Source organism: Akkermansiaceae bacterium, from assembly GCA_024233115.1.
GTDB lineage: Bacteria > Verrucomicrobiota > Verrucomicrobiia > Verrucomicrobiales > Akkermansiaceae > Oceaniferula.
Map to the genome: position 1 here is coordinate 80471 of JACKQB010000008.1, position 14212 is coordinate 94682.

Annotated in this window: 13 protein-coding genes; 6 read left to right on the forward strand and 7 right to left on the reverse strand. The window is 57.1% G+C overall.

The window, feature by feature from the left end:
* The first annotated feature begins 23 nt into the window (after positions 1 to 23).
* Positions 24 to 371, forward strand: coding sequence for an aspartate 1-decarboxylase (locus H7A51_19175; protein ID MCP5538342.1), 348 nt, complete (start codon positions 24 to 26; stop codon positions 369 to 371).
* Between the two features lie 69 nt (positions 372 to 440).
* On the opposite strand, the gene arsB is transcribed toward H7A51_19175, so the two are convergent.
* Positions 441 to 1643 carry an ACR3 family arsenite efflux transporter gene (gene arsB / locus H7A51_19180; protein MCP5538343.1) on the reverse strand — a complete coding sequence of 401 codons (1203 nt, stop codon included), beginning with the start codon at positions 1641 to 1643 and terminating at the stop codon, positions 441 to 443.
* Between the two features lie 15 nt (positions 1644 to 1658).
* Positions 1659 to 2021 (reverse strand): winged helix-turn-helix transcriptional regulator, encoded by a 363-nt coding sequence (locus H7A51_19185; protein MCP5538344.1) that lies wholly within the window; start codon positions 2019 to 2021, stop codon positions 1659 to 1661.
* 171 nt (positions 2022 to 2192) lie between these two features.
* Here H7A51_19185 and secG point away from each other — a divergent pair, with 171 nt between their 5' ends.
* The 5 genes from secG (at position 2193) to folD (ending at position 7267) form a co-directional block, all read left to right on the forward strand.
* Entirely contained in the window at positions 2193 to 2741 is a 549-nt protein-coding gene (secG, locus tag H7A51_19190; GenBank protein ID MCP5538345.1) for a preprotein translocase subunit SecG, read from the forward strand.
* 63 nt (positions 2742 to 2804) lie between these two features.
* On the forward strand, positions 2805 to 4052 hold the full coding sequence (locus tag H7A51_19195) for a rhomboid family intramembrane serine protease (protein ID MCP5538346.1): 1248 nt from the start codon (positions 2805 to 2807) through the stop codon (positions 4050 to 4052).
* A gap of 135 nt (positions 4053 to 4187) precedes the next feature.
* Positions 4188 to 5687, forward strand: coding sequence for a xylulokinase (gene xylB / locus H7A51_19200; GenBank protein MCP5538347.1), 1500 nt, complete (start codon positions 4188 to 4190; stop codon positions 5685 to 5687).
* Positions 5688 to 5708: 21 nt separating this feature from the next.
* On the forward strand, positions 5709 to 6392 hold the full coding sequence (locus tag H7A51_19205; GenBank protein ID MCP5538348.1) for a lysophospholipid acyltransferase family protein: 684 nt from the start codon (positions 5709 to 5711) through the stop codon (positions 6390 to 6392).
* Positions 6389 to 7267, forward strand: a complete 879-nt coding sequence (folD, locus tag H7A51_19210) for a bifunctional methylenetetrahydrofolate dehydrogenase/methenyltetrahydrofolate cyclohydrolase FolD (GenBank protein ID MCP5538349.1) — start codon at positions 6389 to 6391, stop codon at positions 7265 to 7267. The genes H7A51_19205 and folD overlap by 4 nt, the downstream gene beginning before the upstream one ends.
* A 39-nt stretch (positions 7268 to 7306) precedes the next feature.
* Here folD and H7A51_19215 read toward each other — a convergent pair whose 3' ends face one another.
* The 5 genes from H7A51_19215 to H7A51_19235 form a co-directional block, all read right to left on the reverse strand.
* On the reverse strand, positions 7307 to 8563 hold the full coding sequence (locus H7A51_19215) for an OmpA family protein (GenBank protein ID MCP5538350.1): 1257 nt from the start codon (positions 8561 to 8563) through the stop codon (positions 7307 to 7309).
* A gap of 88 nt (positions 8564 to 8651) precedes the next feature.
* Positions 8652 to 9680 carry a tRNA (adenosine(37)-N6)-threonylcarbamoyltransferase complex transferase subunit TsaD gene (gene tsaD / locus H7A51_19220; GenBank protein MCP5538351.1) on the reverse strand — a complete coding sequence of 343 codons (1029 nt, stop codon included), beginning with the start codon at positions 9678 to 9680 and terminating at the stop codon, positions 8652 to 8654.
* Positions 9681 to 9832: 152 nt separating this feature from the next.
* The gene (locus H7A51_19225; protein ID MCP5538352.1) at positions 9833 to 11329 is read right to left on the reverse strand and encodes a DUF2779 domain-containing protein; all 1497 of its coding nucleotides are present in this window, start codon (positions 11327 to 11329) and stop codon (positions 9833 to 9835) included.
* Between the two features lie 11 nt (positions 11330 to 11340).
* Positions 11341 to 12069, reverse strand: a complete 729-nt coding sequence (locus H7A51_19230) for an endonuclease/exonuclease/phosphatase family protein (protein ID MCP5538353.1) — start codon at positions 12067 to 12069, stop codon at positions 11341 to 11343.
* A 57-nt stretch (positions 12070 to 12126) separates the two neighbouring features.
* The gene (locus H7A51_19235; protein ID MCP5538354.1) at positions 12127 to 14049 is read right to left on the reverse strand and encodes a hypothetical protein; all 1923 of its coding nucleotides are present in this window, start codon (positions 14047 to 14049) and stop codon (positions 12127 to 12129) included.
* Positions 14050 to 14212: the final 163 nt, after the last annotated feature.

A 14212-nucleotide genomic window follows, 5' to 3' on the forward strand; every position in this document is an offset into this window, starting at 1 on the left:
TCAATCACGGCTTGTTTGCGCCCATGCAGCACGTGCTACTCAAATCCAAAATCCATCGCGCCTGTGTCACCGTCGCTGACGTTGAGTATGAAGGTAGCATAGAAATCCCCTCTGACTTGATGGAGGCCGCCGGCCTCTGGGAGGGCGAGCGGGTCCTGGTGACCTCTGCAAGCAAAGGTGGCCGACTCGAAACCTACGCCCAGGCGGGGAAACCCGGCACCGGAAAAATCATCATGAACGGGGGAGCCGCCCACGTCATCAAGGCGGGCGAGCGCATCACCATCATGGCATTTGCCATTTCCAAAAACCCGATTCTCCCGAAAAAAATCGTCTGCAACGATAAAAACGAGATCATCCGTCGGGTCAGCTAAGTCAGCCAAGCTGGCAAGGCCATCTCATCGGAATATCCGCTGTGTCAGCCGGTCGTTTCCTGGGGGATGTCAGCCATTTGTCCCAGGCTGTGTCCCGAACCAGTGCCGGGTTCGCTTGCAGAAGCCGACCAGCATCAGCATCACCGGCACCTCGATCAGCACACCGACCACGGTGGCGAGGGCGGCGCCGGATGACAGGCCGAAGAGCATGACCGCAGTGGCGATGGCGACTTCAAAGTGATTGGAGGCACCGATCATGGCAGCCGGCGCGGCGTGTTCGTATTTCAGCCTGAGCAGTTTGGCCGCGCCGTAGCCGAGTCCGAAAATAAACACCGTCTGCAGGAAAAGTGGGATCGAGATCCACAGGATGGTCAACGGGTTGGCCAGGATGGTTTCGCCTTTAAAGCTGAACAGGAGCACCAGGGTCAGCAGTAGCGCGCTGATGGTAACCGGTGTCAGGATGCGCAGAAACCGTTGCTGAAACCACACCGTGCCTTTGCGTGCGATGATCCATTTTCGGGAAAAATAGCCGGCCACCAGCGGCAAGGCCACGTAGATGGCGACCGATAACAGCAGCGCCTGCCATGGAACCGGCAGTTTCCCCACACCGAGCAGAAATCCGCCCAGCACGCCGTAGAGAACCAGCATGGTGAGGGAGTTGATCGCGACCATCACCAGGGTCAGGCCGTCATTTCCCCGGGCCAGGTAGCCCCACACCAGCACCATGGCGGTACAGGGGGCGATTCCCAGCAGGATACAGCCGGCAAAGTAGCTTCGCCACAGCGGAATCTGAAGCATTTTGACGCCGTCCTGCAGCACCACGGTCCCCGCGCCATGCTCCGCGCCGACGGGGAGGTCGAGGCCGAAGGGCATTTTCACCAGATCCATCGCCTCGGTCCCGATCATGCCCTTGAGCAGGAAACCGAGGAACAGCATGGCGATGGCATACATGGTGAACGGCTTGATACACCAGTTGATCAACAGGGTCAGTAATACCGGCTTGCCGCTCTTGCCCGCTTTCACCACGCTGGCAAAATCAATTTTCACCATGATCGGATACATCATGAAAAACAGGCAGACCGCAATCGGGATGGATACAACTGGTGCGCCGTTGACCTCGATGCTCATCCCATCGAGCGACTTCGCCAGCCCGGGTGCGATTTTCCCGAGTAAAATCCCGAGGACGATACAGAGACCGACCCAGACGGTCAGATACTTCTCAAAAACACTGCTCATGTGCCGGTCATCCGCCGGGCAAATTCGATCATTCATGGTTCGTTTCCATTGTTAGTTTTCGCGCCGCTGCCGGCAAAGATCCTCCGGCCCGCATAAGGTGATGTCAGCGAGCCTCTGCGCATCGGTCCCCGCACTCGCGTCGTCGCGCAGTTGCGCTTCGATCCAGTCGGTCAACACCGCCAGTTCCTCCCGTTCCCGTCGGATCCGGTAATGCACCCAGCGGCCGTCCTTACGACTGGCCACCAGCCCGGAGTTAATCAGGATGCCCATGTGGCGGGAGGCGGTCGCTCCCGTGACCCCGATGAGCTCGGTCAGCTGACAGGCGCATAACTCGTCGTGCTTGAGCAGGGCGACCACAATCCGAAGCCGGTTCCGGTCGGACAGTGCTTTGAACATTGCAGTAAGATGATTCATTCGATTGTTTTATAGTTAGTTACATAGCTAAATAGCAAATTGAAGCAAGAAAAAATACGCTGGTGGGGTGGATCTCTCGCTGTGGGAATCGGCAGCGAGGCTGAAAAAAGGCTAAAATCGCACAAATCGCGCCTTTACAAGGTGCGATCACTTCACCATATTCCCGCGCCCATGACTCCTATCATTGCTGCCGACTGGCTTACTATTTCCATCAATCTTCTCTTGGTGATCCACGTGATCATCTGTCTTTTGCTTGCGCTCCTTGTGTTGATGCAGCGCCCCAAACAGGAAGGTCTCGGTGCCGCGTTTGGTGCCGGTCTGACCGACCAGGCCTTTGGTGCCCGCACCACCGATGTGCTGCAAAAAGGCACGGTCTACCTTGGAACGCTGTTTTTTATCATCACCCTGGTTCTTGCCATTCTGATTGGAAAAAAGCAGAGCGACAATCCTACGATTGCTGCTGACGGGGCGGACAAGGCCGAGGAAACCACACCCGCACCCGGGGTTCCGGAGGATCTCGAAGGCGAGAAGCCTGCTGTGCCTGCTGTCACCATGCCGAAGGCCGATGAGGAGGACGATGCCGAAACACCTGCGCCGGCCCCCGTTGTGCCCCCGGCGACCCCACCCGCACCCGAGGAAGTGCCATCGACTCCTGAGACTCCTGAGACTCCGGTGACGCCGCCTGCCACACCACCTGCGGCACCAACGGGTGACCAGTAATCCATTTTCACAAGCGGGCGGGTGGGACACCCACGCACCCCTGTGACCAGTCATCATTTTCCCGTGGAAGGAGAAACCAGCCCGGAAAAAACCAGCCCGGACGCCGATGTCCCCGTTTGGGCGCGGCCTGATGCCTTCCCCGAAAAGCCGGCCTCGGATGATGCTTATGGCTATTTCGACCTCAAGGGCGTCCTCCACACAGCCAAGGATGTCGAGCAGCTTGTCGAGAAGGCAGGCAAGTCGCGCGATGGGATCGACCTGGTCTGGACACCCGGCACTGACCGCTTGTTAGTCCCCGAGGAAGTCCCGGCCCTGCACAAGGCGCTGCGGACCCGCAAGGCGAAACACGCCGAACAGGACCTCAGCGATGGCAAGAGGATGGGGCTGGTGTTTGGTGCGATCACGCTATGGACGATTTACGCGGCATGGCGCAACGGCGGTGGGAAAATCGAATCCTTGTACACGCACCAGCTCACCGGACTGGCGGCGATGCTGCTGTTTATGTTCGGCCTCTTGCCCTTGTATGAAGGCTGGAAAGTGAAACGTCATCTGGCGCGGACCAAGCCCTCGGACCTGGCCGATGAAATCCCTGACGCCCGATTCGATACCTGGCTGCACCGCCAGAAGATACCGGTGACCTGGTTTCTGTTAGGGTGCTTGCTCGTTTGCGGACTGGTGCAGCTGTATTACGATTGGGGGAAGGCTCAGTTTGAGGCGTCTGTCATCCAGGCCGGCCTGCTCAAGCAGGTGGCACTCGAGCACCCGGAGCAGACCGACGGTGGTGCCTGGTGGCGTATGCTGACGGCACCGATGCTCCATGGCAACGTGATCCATTTCCTGATGAATGCCGGGGGGATACTCTACCTCGGGAGGCGCACCGAGACGCTGGCCCGGTGGCCACACCTACTGATCGTATTTGCCGCTTCCGCCTGGGTCGGCGGGCTTGCAACATTCTACTGGATTCCTGATAAAATAGCCGTGGGTGCCTCGGGTGGACTGATGGGGTTGTTGGGTTTCATGTTGATGTTTGAAATCCTGCACGCACGTCTCGTTCCCAAGCCTGCCAGGAGACGTTTGTTAGCCGGTGTGGTGATGATGGCCGTCATCGGTTTTCTGGGTATGAGTTTTATCGATAACGCGGCCCATGCAGGAGGGCTATTGGCCGGTATCGCGTATGCGGCCGTCGTTTTCCCTGCCACCGCATCGATGCATCGGCCAGAGGCAATGAAAAGGGACGTTGTGGTCGGGGCGATCGCCGGAGCGGTGCTGATCATGGCGGTCCTGATGACATGCCTCAAAGTGTTGTCCTGACATTCTGCCCTGGAATCACCCTGGAATTTGTTGTTTTGACTGAGAAATTTGACACGGGGACTTGTCAAAAGGCGTTGTCGTGGCAATGAATAGCTGTGCGCCACCCCCGTGGTGCGACCATCACCGAACTCCCCCATGTACGTACTCGGAATTGACACAGGAACCCAAGGCACAAAGACACTGGTCTTTGACCTCGAAAGGGCTGCGGTGGTGGCCGAGTCCTCGAAGTCCTATGAGATGATCCAAGGCTTGCCCGAAGGGCACCGTGAGCAGGACCCCGCGCTCTGGATCAAAGCGGTGGATTACACGATCCGCGATTGTTTGAAACAACTTGGCGAAGCCGCCTCCCGCGTGGCCGCCATCGGTGTCAGCGGCCAGCAGCATGGACTTGTTGTGTTAGATTCTCAAAACAGCATCATCCGTCCGGCCAAACTCTGGTGCGATACCTCGACCACCGAGCAGTGTGATGAAATCTCCCGCGCCTTTGGCGGTGCTCCGGGTTTGATCGAGTTGGCAGGCAACCCCATGCTGCCAGGTTACACAGCACCCAAGATTCTCTGGTTGAAACGGAATGAACCGCAGAATTTTCAACGCATCGAGACGGTCCTGCTGCCACACGACTTTATCAACTACTGGCTAACAGGCCTGAAACGCATGGAGCCGGGTGATGCCTCGGGCACGGGTTTGTTTGATGTGCGCAACCGGCACTGGTGCAGGGAGATTATCGACTTCATTGACCCCGGTTTGCATCACGCCTTGCCGGCCATCGGATCCTCGCTGGATGTCCTCGGACCGATCCGGCCTGAACTTGCCGATGCCTGGGGCTTGGGTAGGCAGGTCCTTGTGAGTGCCGGGGGGGGCGACAATATGATGGGCGCCATCGGCACCGGCAACGTCAACAATGGCCAGGTCACGGTTTCCCTGGGAACCAGCGGAACCGTCTATGGGGTGCATGACAGCCCCTTGGTCGATCCCCAGGGGGAAGTGGCCGCCTTCTGTGATTCGACCGATCGATGGCTGCCGCTTGTCTGCACGATGAATGCGACGGTGGTGACCGAGGCTGTTAGAAAGCATTACGGCTGGGATTATGCACGTATGGAGCAAGAAGTTGCTGCGGCTCCCATGGGGGCGGATGGTGTCATGATGCTGCCCTATCTGCTGGGGGAAAGGACACCGAGCCTGCCGGAGGGATGTGGTGTGCTGCATGGTCTGAATATTTCCAATTTCAAGCCCTCCAACATCATGCGCGCCGCCATGGAGGGGGTTAGTCTGAGTCTTGGCTATGGTATGCTGCGCCTGTGCGAACTGGGTTATGAGCCGACCTCAGTCAAGGTCACCGGAGGAGGATCGAAGAGTGCGGTATGGCGACAAATGATAGCCGATGTCTTTGGCTTGCCCCTGGTGAAATTAAAGACAGACGAGGGGGCCGCCCTGGGGGCGGCACTTCAGGCCGCGGTATCATTTTTCCGCCATAGTGGTGAGGACCTGAGTTACCAGGAAATCATTAGTTACGCGGTGACCCCATCCCCGGATACCTCGTGTGAGCCTGATGAGGAACGCCATGTTTTCTATCAGGAACTGCTCGCCAAGCAGCAGTACCTCGCCGAAACCCTGCACACTCAAGGCTTCCTCTAAGCCGTATTCCTAACAACGAGAATGAGTGACCGGTCAGAAATAAGAGGGACAAAAAAGCAGTGGTTCATCGGGAAAATGGTAGCCGCCCTCATGCGCTTGGTCGGGCTGACTCTGCGTTATCGGGTCGATGACCCACACGGCCAGAAGGCCAAGGCTCCGGCAGGTGTCCCCGTGATCTGGATCTTCTGGCACAACTGCCTGTTTAGCGCGCCATTAACCAAAAAAAAGTTCAGTGGCAGCGCACCCGCCAGCGCCCTTGCAAGTGCCAGTCGCGACGGCGCGGTCATCGAGTCCGTGGTTGCCAGTTTCGGAGTGAAAACCGTGCGCGGCTCAAGTTCCCGCCGGGGGGTGGCCGCCTTGATCGCTTTAAAAAAAGCCCTCAAGGCCGGAGAACAGCTCTTTGTCACACCCGATGGCCCGCGTGGCCCCCGCTACCACCTGCAACCCGGGGTGGTGAAGCTCGGCCAATCGTCAGGCGCCCCCATTGTCCCGGTCCGCTTTTACCACACATCGAGCTGGCGACTGAAAAGCTGGGACCGTTTCCACATTCCCAAACCTTTTAGCAAGGTGGTCATCACCCTCGGTGAGGCAATCCGGATTCCACCCAGACTAGACGACGGGGAATTTGAAATCTATCGCAAAAAAGTCGAAGAGTCGCTTCGCGAAGGCGTCGATGATATCCCTAACGATGAATACAGACAATGAGTAAGATAATTGATGGTAAAGCTGTGGCTGAAAAAGTATTGGCCGAATGTAGTCAGGAAATTGAAACCCTGAAAAAAAGCGGGATCACGCCTGGTTTGGCGGTTGTGTTGGTGGGGGATGACCCCGCTTCCCAGGTTTACGTCGGCTCCAAGGTGCGCAAGTGTGCGGAGCTGGGGTTGCACTCCCGTAAAGTAGAGCTGCCGGTGGATGCCACCCAGGAGGATGTGCTGGCGGTGGTGGAGGAGCTGAATGCTGATCCCCGAATCCATGGTATCCTGGTGCAGTCGCCACCACCGCCACAGATTGATGAGGATGCCATCGTCAGGGCGATCGACCCCGCCAAGGACGTCGATGGTTTTCATCCCGTCAACGTCGCCAAACTCGCCCTCGAGGATGGCAGTGGATTCGTTCCCTGCACACCCGCAGGCTGCATGCGTTTGCTCAAAGAGGCCGGCGTGGAGACTTCCGGCGCCGAGGCGGTGGTGATCGGGCGGAGTATGATCGTCGGCAAACCGATGGCCCTTTTACTGATGAGCAAGGACGGCAATGCAACGGTGACGGTGGCGCACTCGCGCACCAAGGATTTGGCTGCTGTTTGTCGTCGCGCGGACATCATCGTGGCTGCCATTGGTCGACCCGGATTCGTAACCGCCGACATGGTCAGGGAGGGTGCCGCCGTGATCGATGTCGGGATCAACCGGGTCGATGATCCGACCGCCAAGCGTGGCTACCGTCTCGTTGGCGACGTCGCCTACGATGAAGTGGCGCCGAAGTGTTCAGCGATCACGCCTGTCCCTGGTGGCGTGGGGCCCATGACCATCGCCATGCTTATTGCCAACACCATCAAAGCCGCCCGACAGAGCCAGGCAGGCTAACGTGGCATTGAACCGTCAGGAGATTGGCCGGACAACGGCTTAACGCTTGATTTCCCAGACCTCACAGATCTGGTTTTCAGTTTCAACCGTCGGAGAAAACCGAGCTGTTTCACCCAGGTAGACGGCCTTCACCTGCTGGCCGGTTGCCTTGAGGATGTTTACGACTGATGCCACGGTGGTGGCTCGTTCAGCTGATAGTTTGCGGTTGTTGTCCGCGTCCCCGGACTTGGAGGCATAACCAACCACGAGGAAGAAGGATTTCCCGTCCTTGCGTTTATCAAGAACCTCCTGGATGATTTTCTCGCGGTCAAAGGTGATCTGTGATGAACCCTTGGCAAAGGTCTGACGGTGTACGATTTCCGCGCCCATGGTTGTCCTGATCGCCTCGTAGGCGGCTTCAAGTTGCTGTTTGTTGGCGTTTTCCAAGGTGCGGAGCTTGGCAAAAAGCCGGGCGGCTTCGGCAGGCAGGTCTTTTTCAGATTCGATGAAAAGGCGGGTGCGGTCGAGCTCGGCGCGGAGACGCTGGATCTCGTATCTCTGCACGTTGTCTTTTTCGCGCAGCCTTTTGACCTCGGCGGCGATCAGGTCATACTCACTGCGGTCGATCTTGTTTTCGGCAGCTTGCAGAAGGCCATCGACCTGCATCTGCAGCTTGCTCACCTTGTCCTGGCTCTCGTTGAGTTGCTTGCGCAGCATCGACATGGCTTCATTGGTCGGGCGGGTCTGGAACTCGGCCAGCTGCTTGCGGAAGTTTTCAATCTGGTTGTTCGCCATCTTCAGGTCATTGGTCAGCCGGGTGACCTGGTCGGCGGAATTGGCAGAGTTGGCGAGTCTGCCCTCGAGTTCGTTGATCCGTTTGTAAAGGCTGGCCATCTGGTTGCGCTGGGCCGATGCCTCCGTTTCCAGGGCGCGGAGCTGGGTGTCTTTTTCCTCCAGGGTGGCCTGCCACTGGCTGGCGAGCGATGCGAGGGTGGTGGCGTCGCGTTGCAGCCGGTCCGCCGCCATACGGGCACTGCTGGCGTCTTCCGGAAGTGGTGGCAGCCCCTGGCGGGCACGCTCGGCATTGGCGTCGGCACGCAGCTGGGCATTACGGGTTTCCAGCGCGGTGATGTCGGATGGTTTGTCGTTACCCGACTGGAAAAGCTGGCCATTCATCGACAGCATTAACATGACAAAAAGAAGCACGACGATGATAACGATCAGGGCCGTAGTGAGCTGGTTGTTTCCAGCCTTGGTGGATTCAGGGTGAGCGGGGGTCTGGTCCTGTGGCGTGGGGGGCGTATCGTTGGTTTCCATAGTGTGGGTTCGTTAGGTGTGGGCAGGGGGTTTAGCGTTTTTTTATGCGGAGTGCAAGGGCGCTGTTTGATTTGCCGGTCGCGTGTTTTTACGGACGGACCAGCTTTAAATTCGGGTTGATATCCTCATGGAAACTGGAGGAAATCCCCCTGAGATGGCTTTGAAGCGCGACGAATGCAATCATCGCCGCATTATCGGTCGATAGGGCCGGCGGTGCGACCAGGAGCGTTTTCCCCGCTTTTTCACAGGCTTCTTGCATCGCGCCGCGCAGGGCCAGGTTACAGGAAACACCGCCAGACAGAGTGATCAGGTTTTCGCCGCATTTTCTCGCCGCCAGCATGGTCTTGTGAACCAGCACATCAATGACCGCCTGCTGGAAGGAAGCGCAGAGGTCGGGAATGGCATCAGCGGGGGCTTGGCCATGCTCGGGATCGAGTTTCTCCAGTTGGTAGAGCACCGCTGTTTTTAGTCCGGAAAAGGAGAAAGCAAGGCCGTCTTTCATCATCGAGCGGGGGAACTTGAAGGCGGTGGGCGATCCCTTCCGTGCCTGTTTTTCAATTTCCGGTCCGCCAGGGTAGGGGAGGCCGAGCATTTTCCCGACTTTATCGTAGGCTTCACCCGCGGCGTCATCGCGGGTGCTGCCGAGCAAGGCGTAATCGCCAAAGTCCTTCATGTGGATCAACAGCGTGTGTCCACCAGAGACGATCAGGGCGAGGTTGGGTTCCAGTTTTGCAGAAGTCAAAAAGGGGGAAAGCAGATGCCCTTCCATGTGGTTGACGGAAATAAACGGCTTGCCCGTGGCGATGGAAAGCGATTTGGCGGTGGTATTGCCCACCAGCAGCGATGACGCCAGCCCCGGGCCAGCGGTCGCGCCAAAGGCATCGATGTCACCAATGGCAACCCCCGCATTTTCCAGGGCAATCTCAATGAGCGGTCGCAAATGCAACGAGTGGTTCCTGCTGGCAAGCTCAGGCACCACCCCACCAAACTCCCGGTGGATATCAATCTGCGAGGAAATCTCGGATGAAAGCACCTCCACCTCACCCGCAGCATGGCGCAAAACCGCCACCGCTGTTTCATCACAGCTGGACTCAATGGCAAGAATCGTTGTCGGCATGCGGTTTATTTAGACAGGCTGACCAGGATGAACAGGATTTTTTACCTGGGCTGTTCATTCATTTTTAAACCACCCTCCTTAGCCTTCTTGGCCACGTCGGGCAGGCTGGAAGGAACGGAATCCACGGAAGGGTGTTATTGGGTTTTTGGAGTTTAAGCGGAAGCCCCCATGAAAAATTCCCACAGCCGGACCATGGCGAGGGTGTCGAGGGCGCAGTATTGGTCGAGTTGTTGGTGGATCTCGGATTTACGCTCGGCGGTGGTGTCCCGGTTGATGGCTTCCTGGTAGGCTTGGACGGCCATGTTGCCGTCCTGGACGCCGTCTAGGTCGCTGTAGGTGAGGTCGGGGCAGATGGCGGGGAGGACAGCCTTGATGCTCCAACTGCCGTGTTGGCTGGGGTGGTAGTAGTGGTTCCTTGCGACCGGTAGGAGGTCTTCGATCCGGTCGATGATGGATTCCAACGCATTGCTGAGGTCAGGGAATTGTTGTGCCAGTTCGCGGATCACCCTTTTTTCAAAGGGGGCATAGTAAGCGAAGATGGGGCCTGCTGTGCCACAGGTTCTGACAAGTGCTTCGGCGAGTGGTCGGCGGGGATCATCTCCTGACAGGTCGAGGAAGGTTTCCTGGTTGAGTGTTTCGTCCGGTTGCAGGGTGTGCAGGCTGAACTGGAAGGGGATTTGCTGGTAGGGGCGGGTGCCTTTCCAGATGGGGACGGCGGAGTTGCTGGTTTCGAAGTCGAGAAAGTAATGGGGGGCACCGGCGACGGTATATTTCGACAGCTCACGTGTTGCGCCCTCGGCATCGAAGTAGGTGGTGCCGGCGAGGGTGTGTTGTTTGACCATCGCCTGCTGGGCGTTGAGCATGCCGTCGGGCACGTCTGTCAGCTCGATGATTCCTTCTGCCGCGAGTTGATCTTTTTTAGCTCCTAAACGAGGTAGACAGGAGGTGGGGAATTCGGCTTGTGGTTCCTGGCCTTGGCAGTGGGCGATGAACGGGCAGTTGAAGGGGGAGGAACAGTGTGGGCCGGTGCGTATGTCAGGTTCGGTTTCCCGAGCAGCGGTTTGCTGTGCGCCATCGAGCCATTGTTTGACCTCGTCGTGGCGTGACATGGCCTCGGTGGTGAGGTCGGCTTCAAAAAACAAACCCCGGTAGTTGCCGTCGCCCTGATAGACAAAGGTGTTGTCGATGTGGGCGAGGGATACGGAGGAGAGATTCACTCCCGCCGCAGTTGCGATGTAGCACTGCACGGCAACATCGTCGCGGTGGTAGTCCTTGACGCTGGCGGCCGACTTCACTTCGATCATATCCCAACGAAGTTTGCCACTGTCATTGTTAGGGATCATGACGTCGGCAAGGGCGAGGGCGCCATCGGCCTGCATAGCGGCTTCAAAAACGATGGAGTTACCATCCTTGAGCAGTGCTTCTGAGCGGGCAAAGGCCTCGGGCCAATCGAGTGCGTTGATGTCGATCAGCTTTCCCGAACCATCAGTGTTGTAGATTTCTTGGGCCAACTCGCCAACTTGATTGCCGATGGTAAACACATGCTCGGAAGCTGAGTCATCACGGAGTTCAGGTTTATGGACTTCTAGCCAGAGCCGTTTTGGACATTGGCGATAGGCCATGATCTTGGATTTGGAGAGGCTTCGCATAGGGAAGTTAGTTAGGGTGGTGATTGATGTGAGAGCGTGCCATAATGACCACTGTGATCGGAGAGTTTGATGCGGTTAAGTTTTTTGGGATAGTGCCCTTCGATGTTGTATTTGAGGCTGCTGCTAGTGGTGATGTGGTCGATGAAGTAATTGCCCTCCGAGTCTTGAATATCAGCGGTATGAAATTCCAAAGAACGAAGGGTTTGGTGGAGTAGCTCAAATACATCCTGAGGCTGCCAGCCTTTTGGGCTTCGTTGATTGTAGTCGCCTAGGAGGCAGATGGGTTCTGAGCGAGTTGAGTAATCATTGAGGATCTGCTCGAGGGCTCGGAGATAGCGTCGGTGCTCATCCCATCGTTTGGCGTCTTTGCGGCCTGTGGAGACATGGGCGTCGTGCCACGGGATGCAGACTCTGATGAACCGTATGCCATGCGAAACTCCGGCGATGAATCTTCCGGGAGGCATGCTGGATGTATCGTGTGTGCTGACACCTTTCCATGGCTGGGAGCTTGATAGGATCACCTTGCGCCGCAGGCCTTTTGGGTTGGGGTAGCCATAGTCCGGGCCAGAGGTGATGACATGCCCATCATGGGGGATGAAACCGGTCGTCACTTCGGTGAAGCAGCAGACATCGGGTGTAGAACTATCCACCAGATTCTCGATATGGGGGCTACGCTTTTGCTTTACTTCTGCCCATTCGAGATTCCATGTGGCGACTTTAATGGGGAGGGATGCAGTCATGATGGTCATCTGAGATTTATCAGGGGGAGTGGACGATGGCAAGAAAGGGAGTTGTGGCTACAGATTGGCCGCAAAGAGTTGCAGGGCGTCTGTGATAAGGGGATCTCGTTCAAAGTGTGGCTGAGGTGAGTCGCATGCGGCGGCGACGGGATTTGGAGAGGCGTCGCTGGCACTTCGTGTTGCGGTCCGGGTTGGTTGCTGGTTGGCGCGGATCAGGGACATGAGTTCGTTGAGTATCTGTGTCCGGTCGTCCCCCGTGATGGGTTCGTTACTTTTTCCGCTTACTTGCTCAAAACGCCATAAGCCGGAATCCCCCCTTTGTAGTCCCAGAGTTGCCCGTGCGCCTGATTGGGTGGTAATGGCATAGGCGAAGTAGTTGCCGACTGCTATCTCTTCCATATAGGCCGCGAAGAGGCAGTGACGCATTTCCAGGCTTTCCCTGGCGATGCTCTCCAGGGTGATGAGGGGCGTCCAGTTTGCGGGGGTATCTCGGAACGGGGGGGAGACGGGGAACTTGTTCTTAATGAAGTTGTCTATAGAGGCCATGTGGTTCGCCCGGTCTGCGATGTGCACCGGGTCGTTTGCCAGACGATCATGAAATTCCTTGAGTTTGCGGTGGGATTGGATGCGACTCAGTCGGCGGGATGCTCGGTTCCTGCTTCCGGTGGGAAGCTGCTTGATCATGCGCAGGCTGTCGGTGAATAGTCGATTGATGCTGTCTCCTGTGTAATACCGACAGGAGTCGGGGAGTTCCTCCTTGATGAAGGTTCTGAACAGTTGTAGTGATGGCGTCAGGAAGGGGTCGCCGGGGCCGACCATCCGATTGATAGGAAATGAACGGAGGAAGAGCAGAGCTCTCGTGATAATGCGGGCATCCACTTCTTTAAGCCATTTGGCTATCTCGGGTTTATTGTCGATGAGGTAGCGCAGCAACGTCAGTTCCTGGCATGAGATACACTGGTAGTTCAGCTTGCGGAGGACGGACTGCACATCGCTGCCGGATGGAAAGCAAAGCCACTTGAGAATGTTGCCCCTCTTTCCTTTCACGAGTGTGCGCATGGCCCGGTATTGGTTTTTGTCTCTCTTGCCCCGGAACACCCAGCACGATGCGAGCATGAACGCGAGGGGTGGACAGTCTTTGAACAGATCGCGGCTTCCCGGGACTCGGATCCAGAGATTCATCAGGTGCCAGCGTCTTTTTCTGAGTCGCCTTTCATAGGCGAAATTGAGCGAGTCATCAGGGAAAAACTCGAGCCAATTGAGCAGCGCTTTTGCCTTGCGGATGCGTTGCATTAATTCGCTTTGAATCAGCAGGTAGGTGTTGGTTTGGGGGTGGGCCGGATGCCAGTAGTAGTAGCCAGGGCGTAGTGATGTTTTGCTGGTTGAGGGTTTGGCTGACGATAATCTGCACCAGTGTATCCATACGTTATCCATCGTGGTGCGTTTGTGGTAGTGTTGTGAGCACAGGTCGGAGATTCTATCTCTGAGGGCGAAATAGGACTCCTCGCGCCTTTCTGAAATGGTGATAATCTCTGGGTTGTGTGCCTTCTCGTGTTCCGGTGAGCTGGAAGAGAAGTAACGATGTATGAAATCCCGGTAGTGCTTCTGGGATTTTTTGAAGCTATGGCGGAGCCGGGTAATCTCTTGCCTGGTATTTTGGCGTTCCCAGCCATCCGGGTCGTCGCCAAAGTAGCGGAGTCGGCGGTTTTCAATGAGGTCGGATTTCCACTGGTTGATTTGTTTTCGCAGGTGATCTGGAGCGATGAGGAGCCGGTCGAGCGGCACACGCGAGGGGATCCAGCCTGAGCTTGGTGAGGTGTGTTTCTTTGAGTCGGGACGGCTCCATGCCCTGGGATCCGGGCCTGACTTTGCCACCCACACGCGTGGCTTTCCGCGCAGGTGTGCACGGAAGACAAGCTTGTTTCCCCGGATGGAGATGACTGACTTCAGGGCCTTGAGTGTTTCTGCGGGGCTTTGCATGGTGGGGGGAATCAGGGGGCAAGGGAACATTGGAGGGTGGGAGGATAACTGAGGCGCATGGGGCATGCCGGTGCAGAGGCTCCACACACACGCGAGCTTCCGCACCGGAGTCGTCAACACACCCTGGAAAAAGCAGAGAGGATGTCCGGGCTTTCAGAGGGGC

Excerpts from the sequence above, each read along its gene's own strand:
- H7A51_19175 (MCP5538342.1), top strand. The coding sequence starts at position 24 with ATGCAGCACGTGCTACTCAAATCCAAAATCCATCGCGCCTGTGTCACC.
- arsB (MCP5538343.1), bottom strand. The coding sequence starts at position 1,643 with ATGAATGATCGAATTTGCCCGGCGGATGACCGGCACATGAGCAGTGTT.
- H7A51_19185 (MCP5538344.1), bottom strand. The coding sequence starts at position 2,021 with ATGAATCATCTTACTGCAATGTTCAAAGCACTGTCCGACCGGAACCGG.
- secG (MCP5538345.1), top strand. The coding sequence starts at position 2,193 with ATGACTCCTATCATTGCTGCCGACTGGCTTACTATTTCCATCAATCTT.
- xylB (MCP5538347.1), top strand. The coding sequence starts at position 4,188 with ATGTACGTACTCGGAATTGACACAGGAACCCAAGGCACAAAGACACTG.
- H7A51_19205 (MCP5538348.1), top strand. The coding sequence starts at position 5,709 with ATGAGTGACCGGTCAGAAATAAGAGGGACAAAAAAGCAGTGGTTCATC.
- folD (MCP5538349.1), top strand. The coding sequence starts at position 6,389 with ATGAGTAAGATAATTGATGGTAAAGCTGTGGCTGAAAAAGTATTGGCC.
- H7A51_19215 (MCP5538350.1), bottom strand. The coding sequence starts at position 8,563 with ATGGAAACCAACGATACGCCCCCCACGCCACAGGACCAGACCCCCGCT.
- tsaD (MCP5538351.1), bottom strand. The coding sequence starts at position 9,680 with ATGCCGACAACGATTCTTGCCATTGAGTCCAGCTGTGATGAAACAGCG.
- H7A51_19225 (MCP5538352.1), bottom strand. The coding sequence starts at position 11,329 with ATGCGAAGCCTCTCCAAATCCAAGATCATGGCCTATCGCCAATGTCCA.
- H7A51_19230 (MCP5538353.1), bottom strand. The coding sequence starts at position 12,069 with ATGACTGCATCCCTCCCCATTAAAGTCGCCACATGGAATCTCGAATGG.
- H7A51_19235 (MCP5538354.1), bottom strand. The coding sequence starts at position 14,049 with ATGCAAAGCCCCGCAGAAACACTCAAGGCCCTGAAGTCAGTCATCTCC.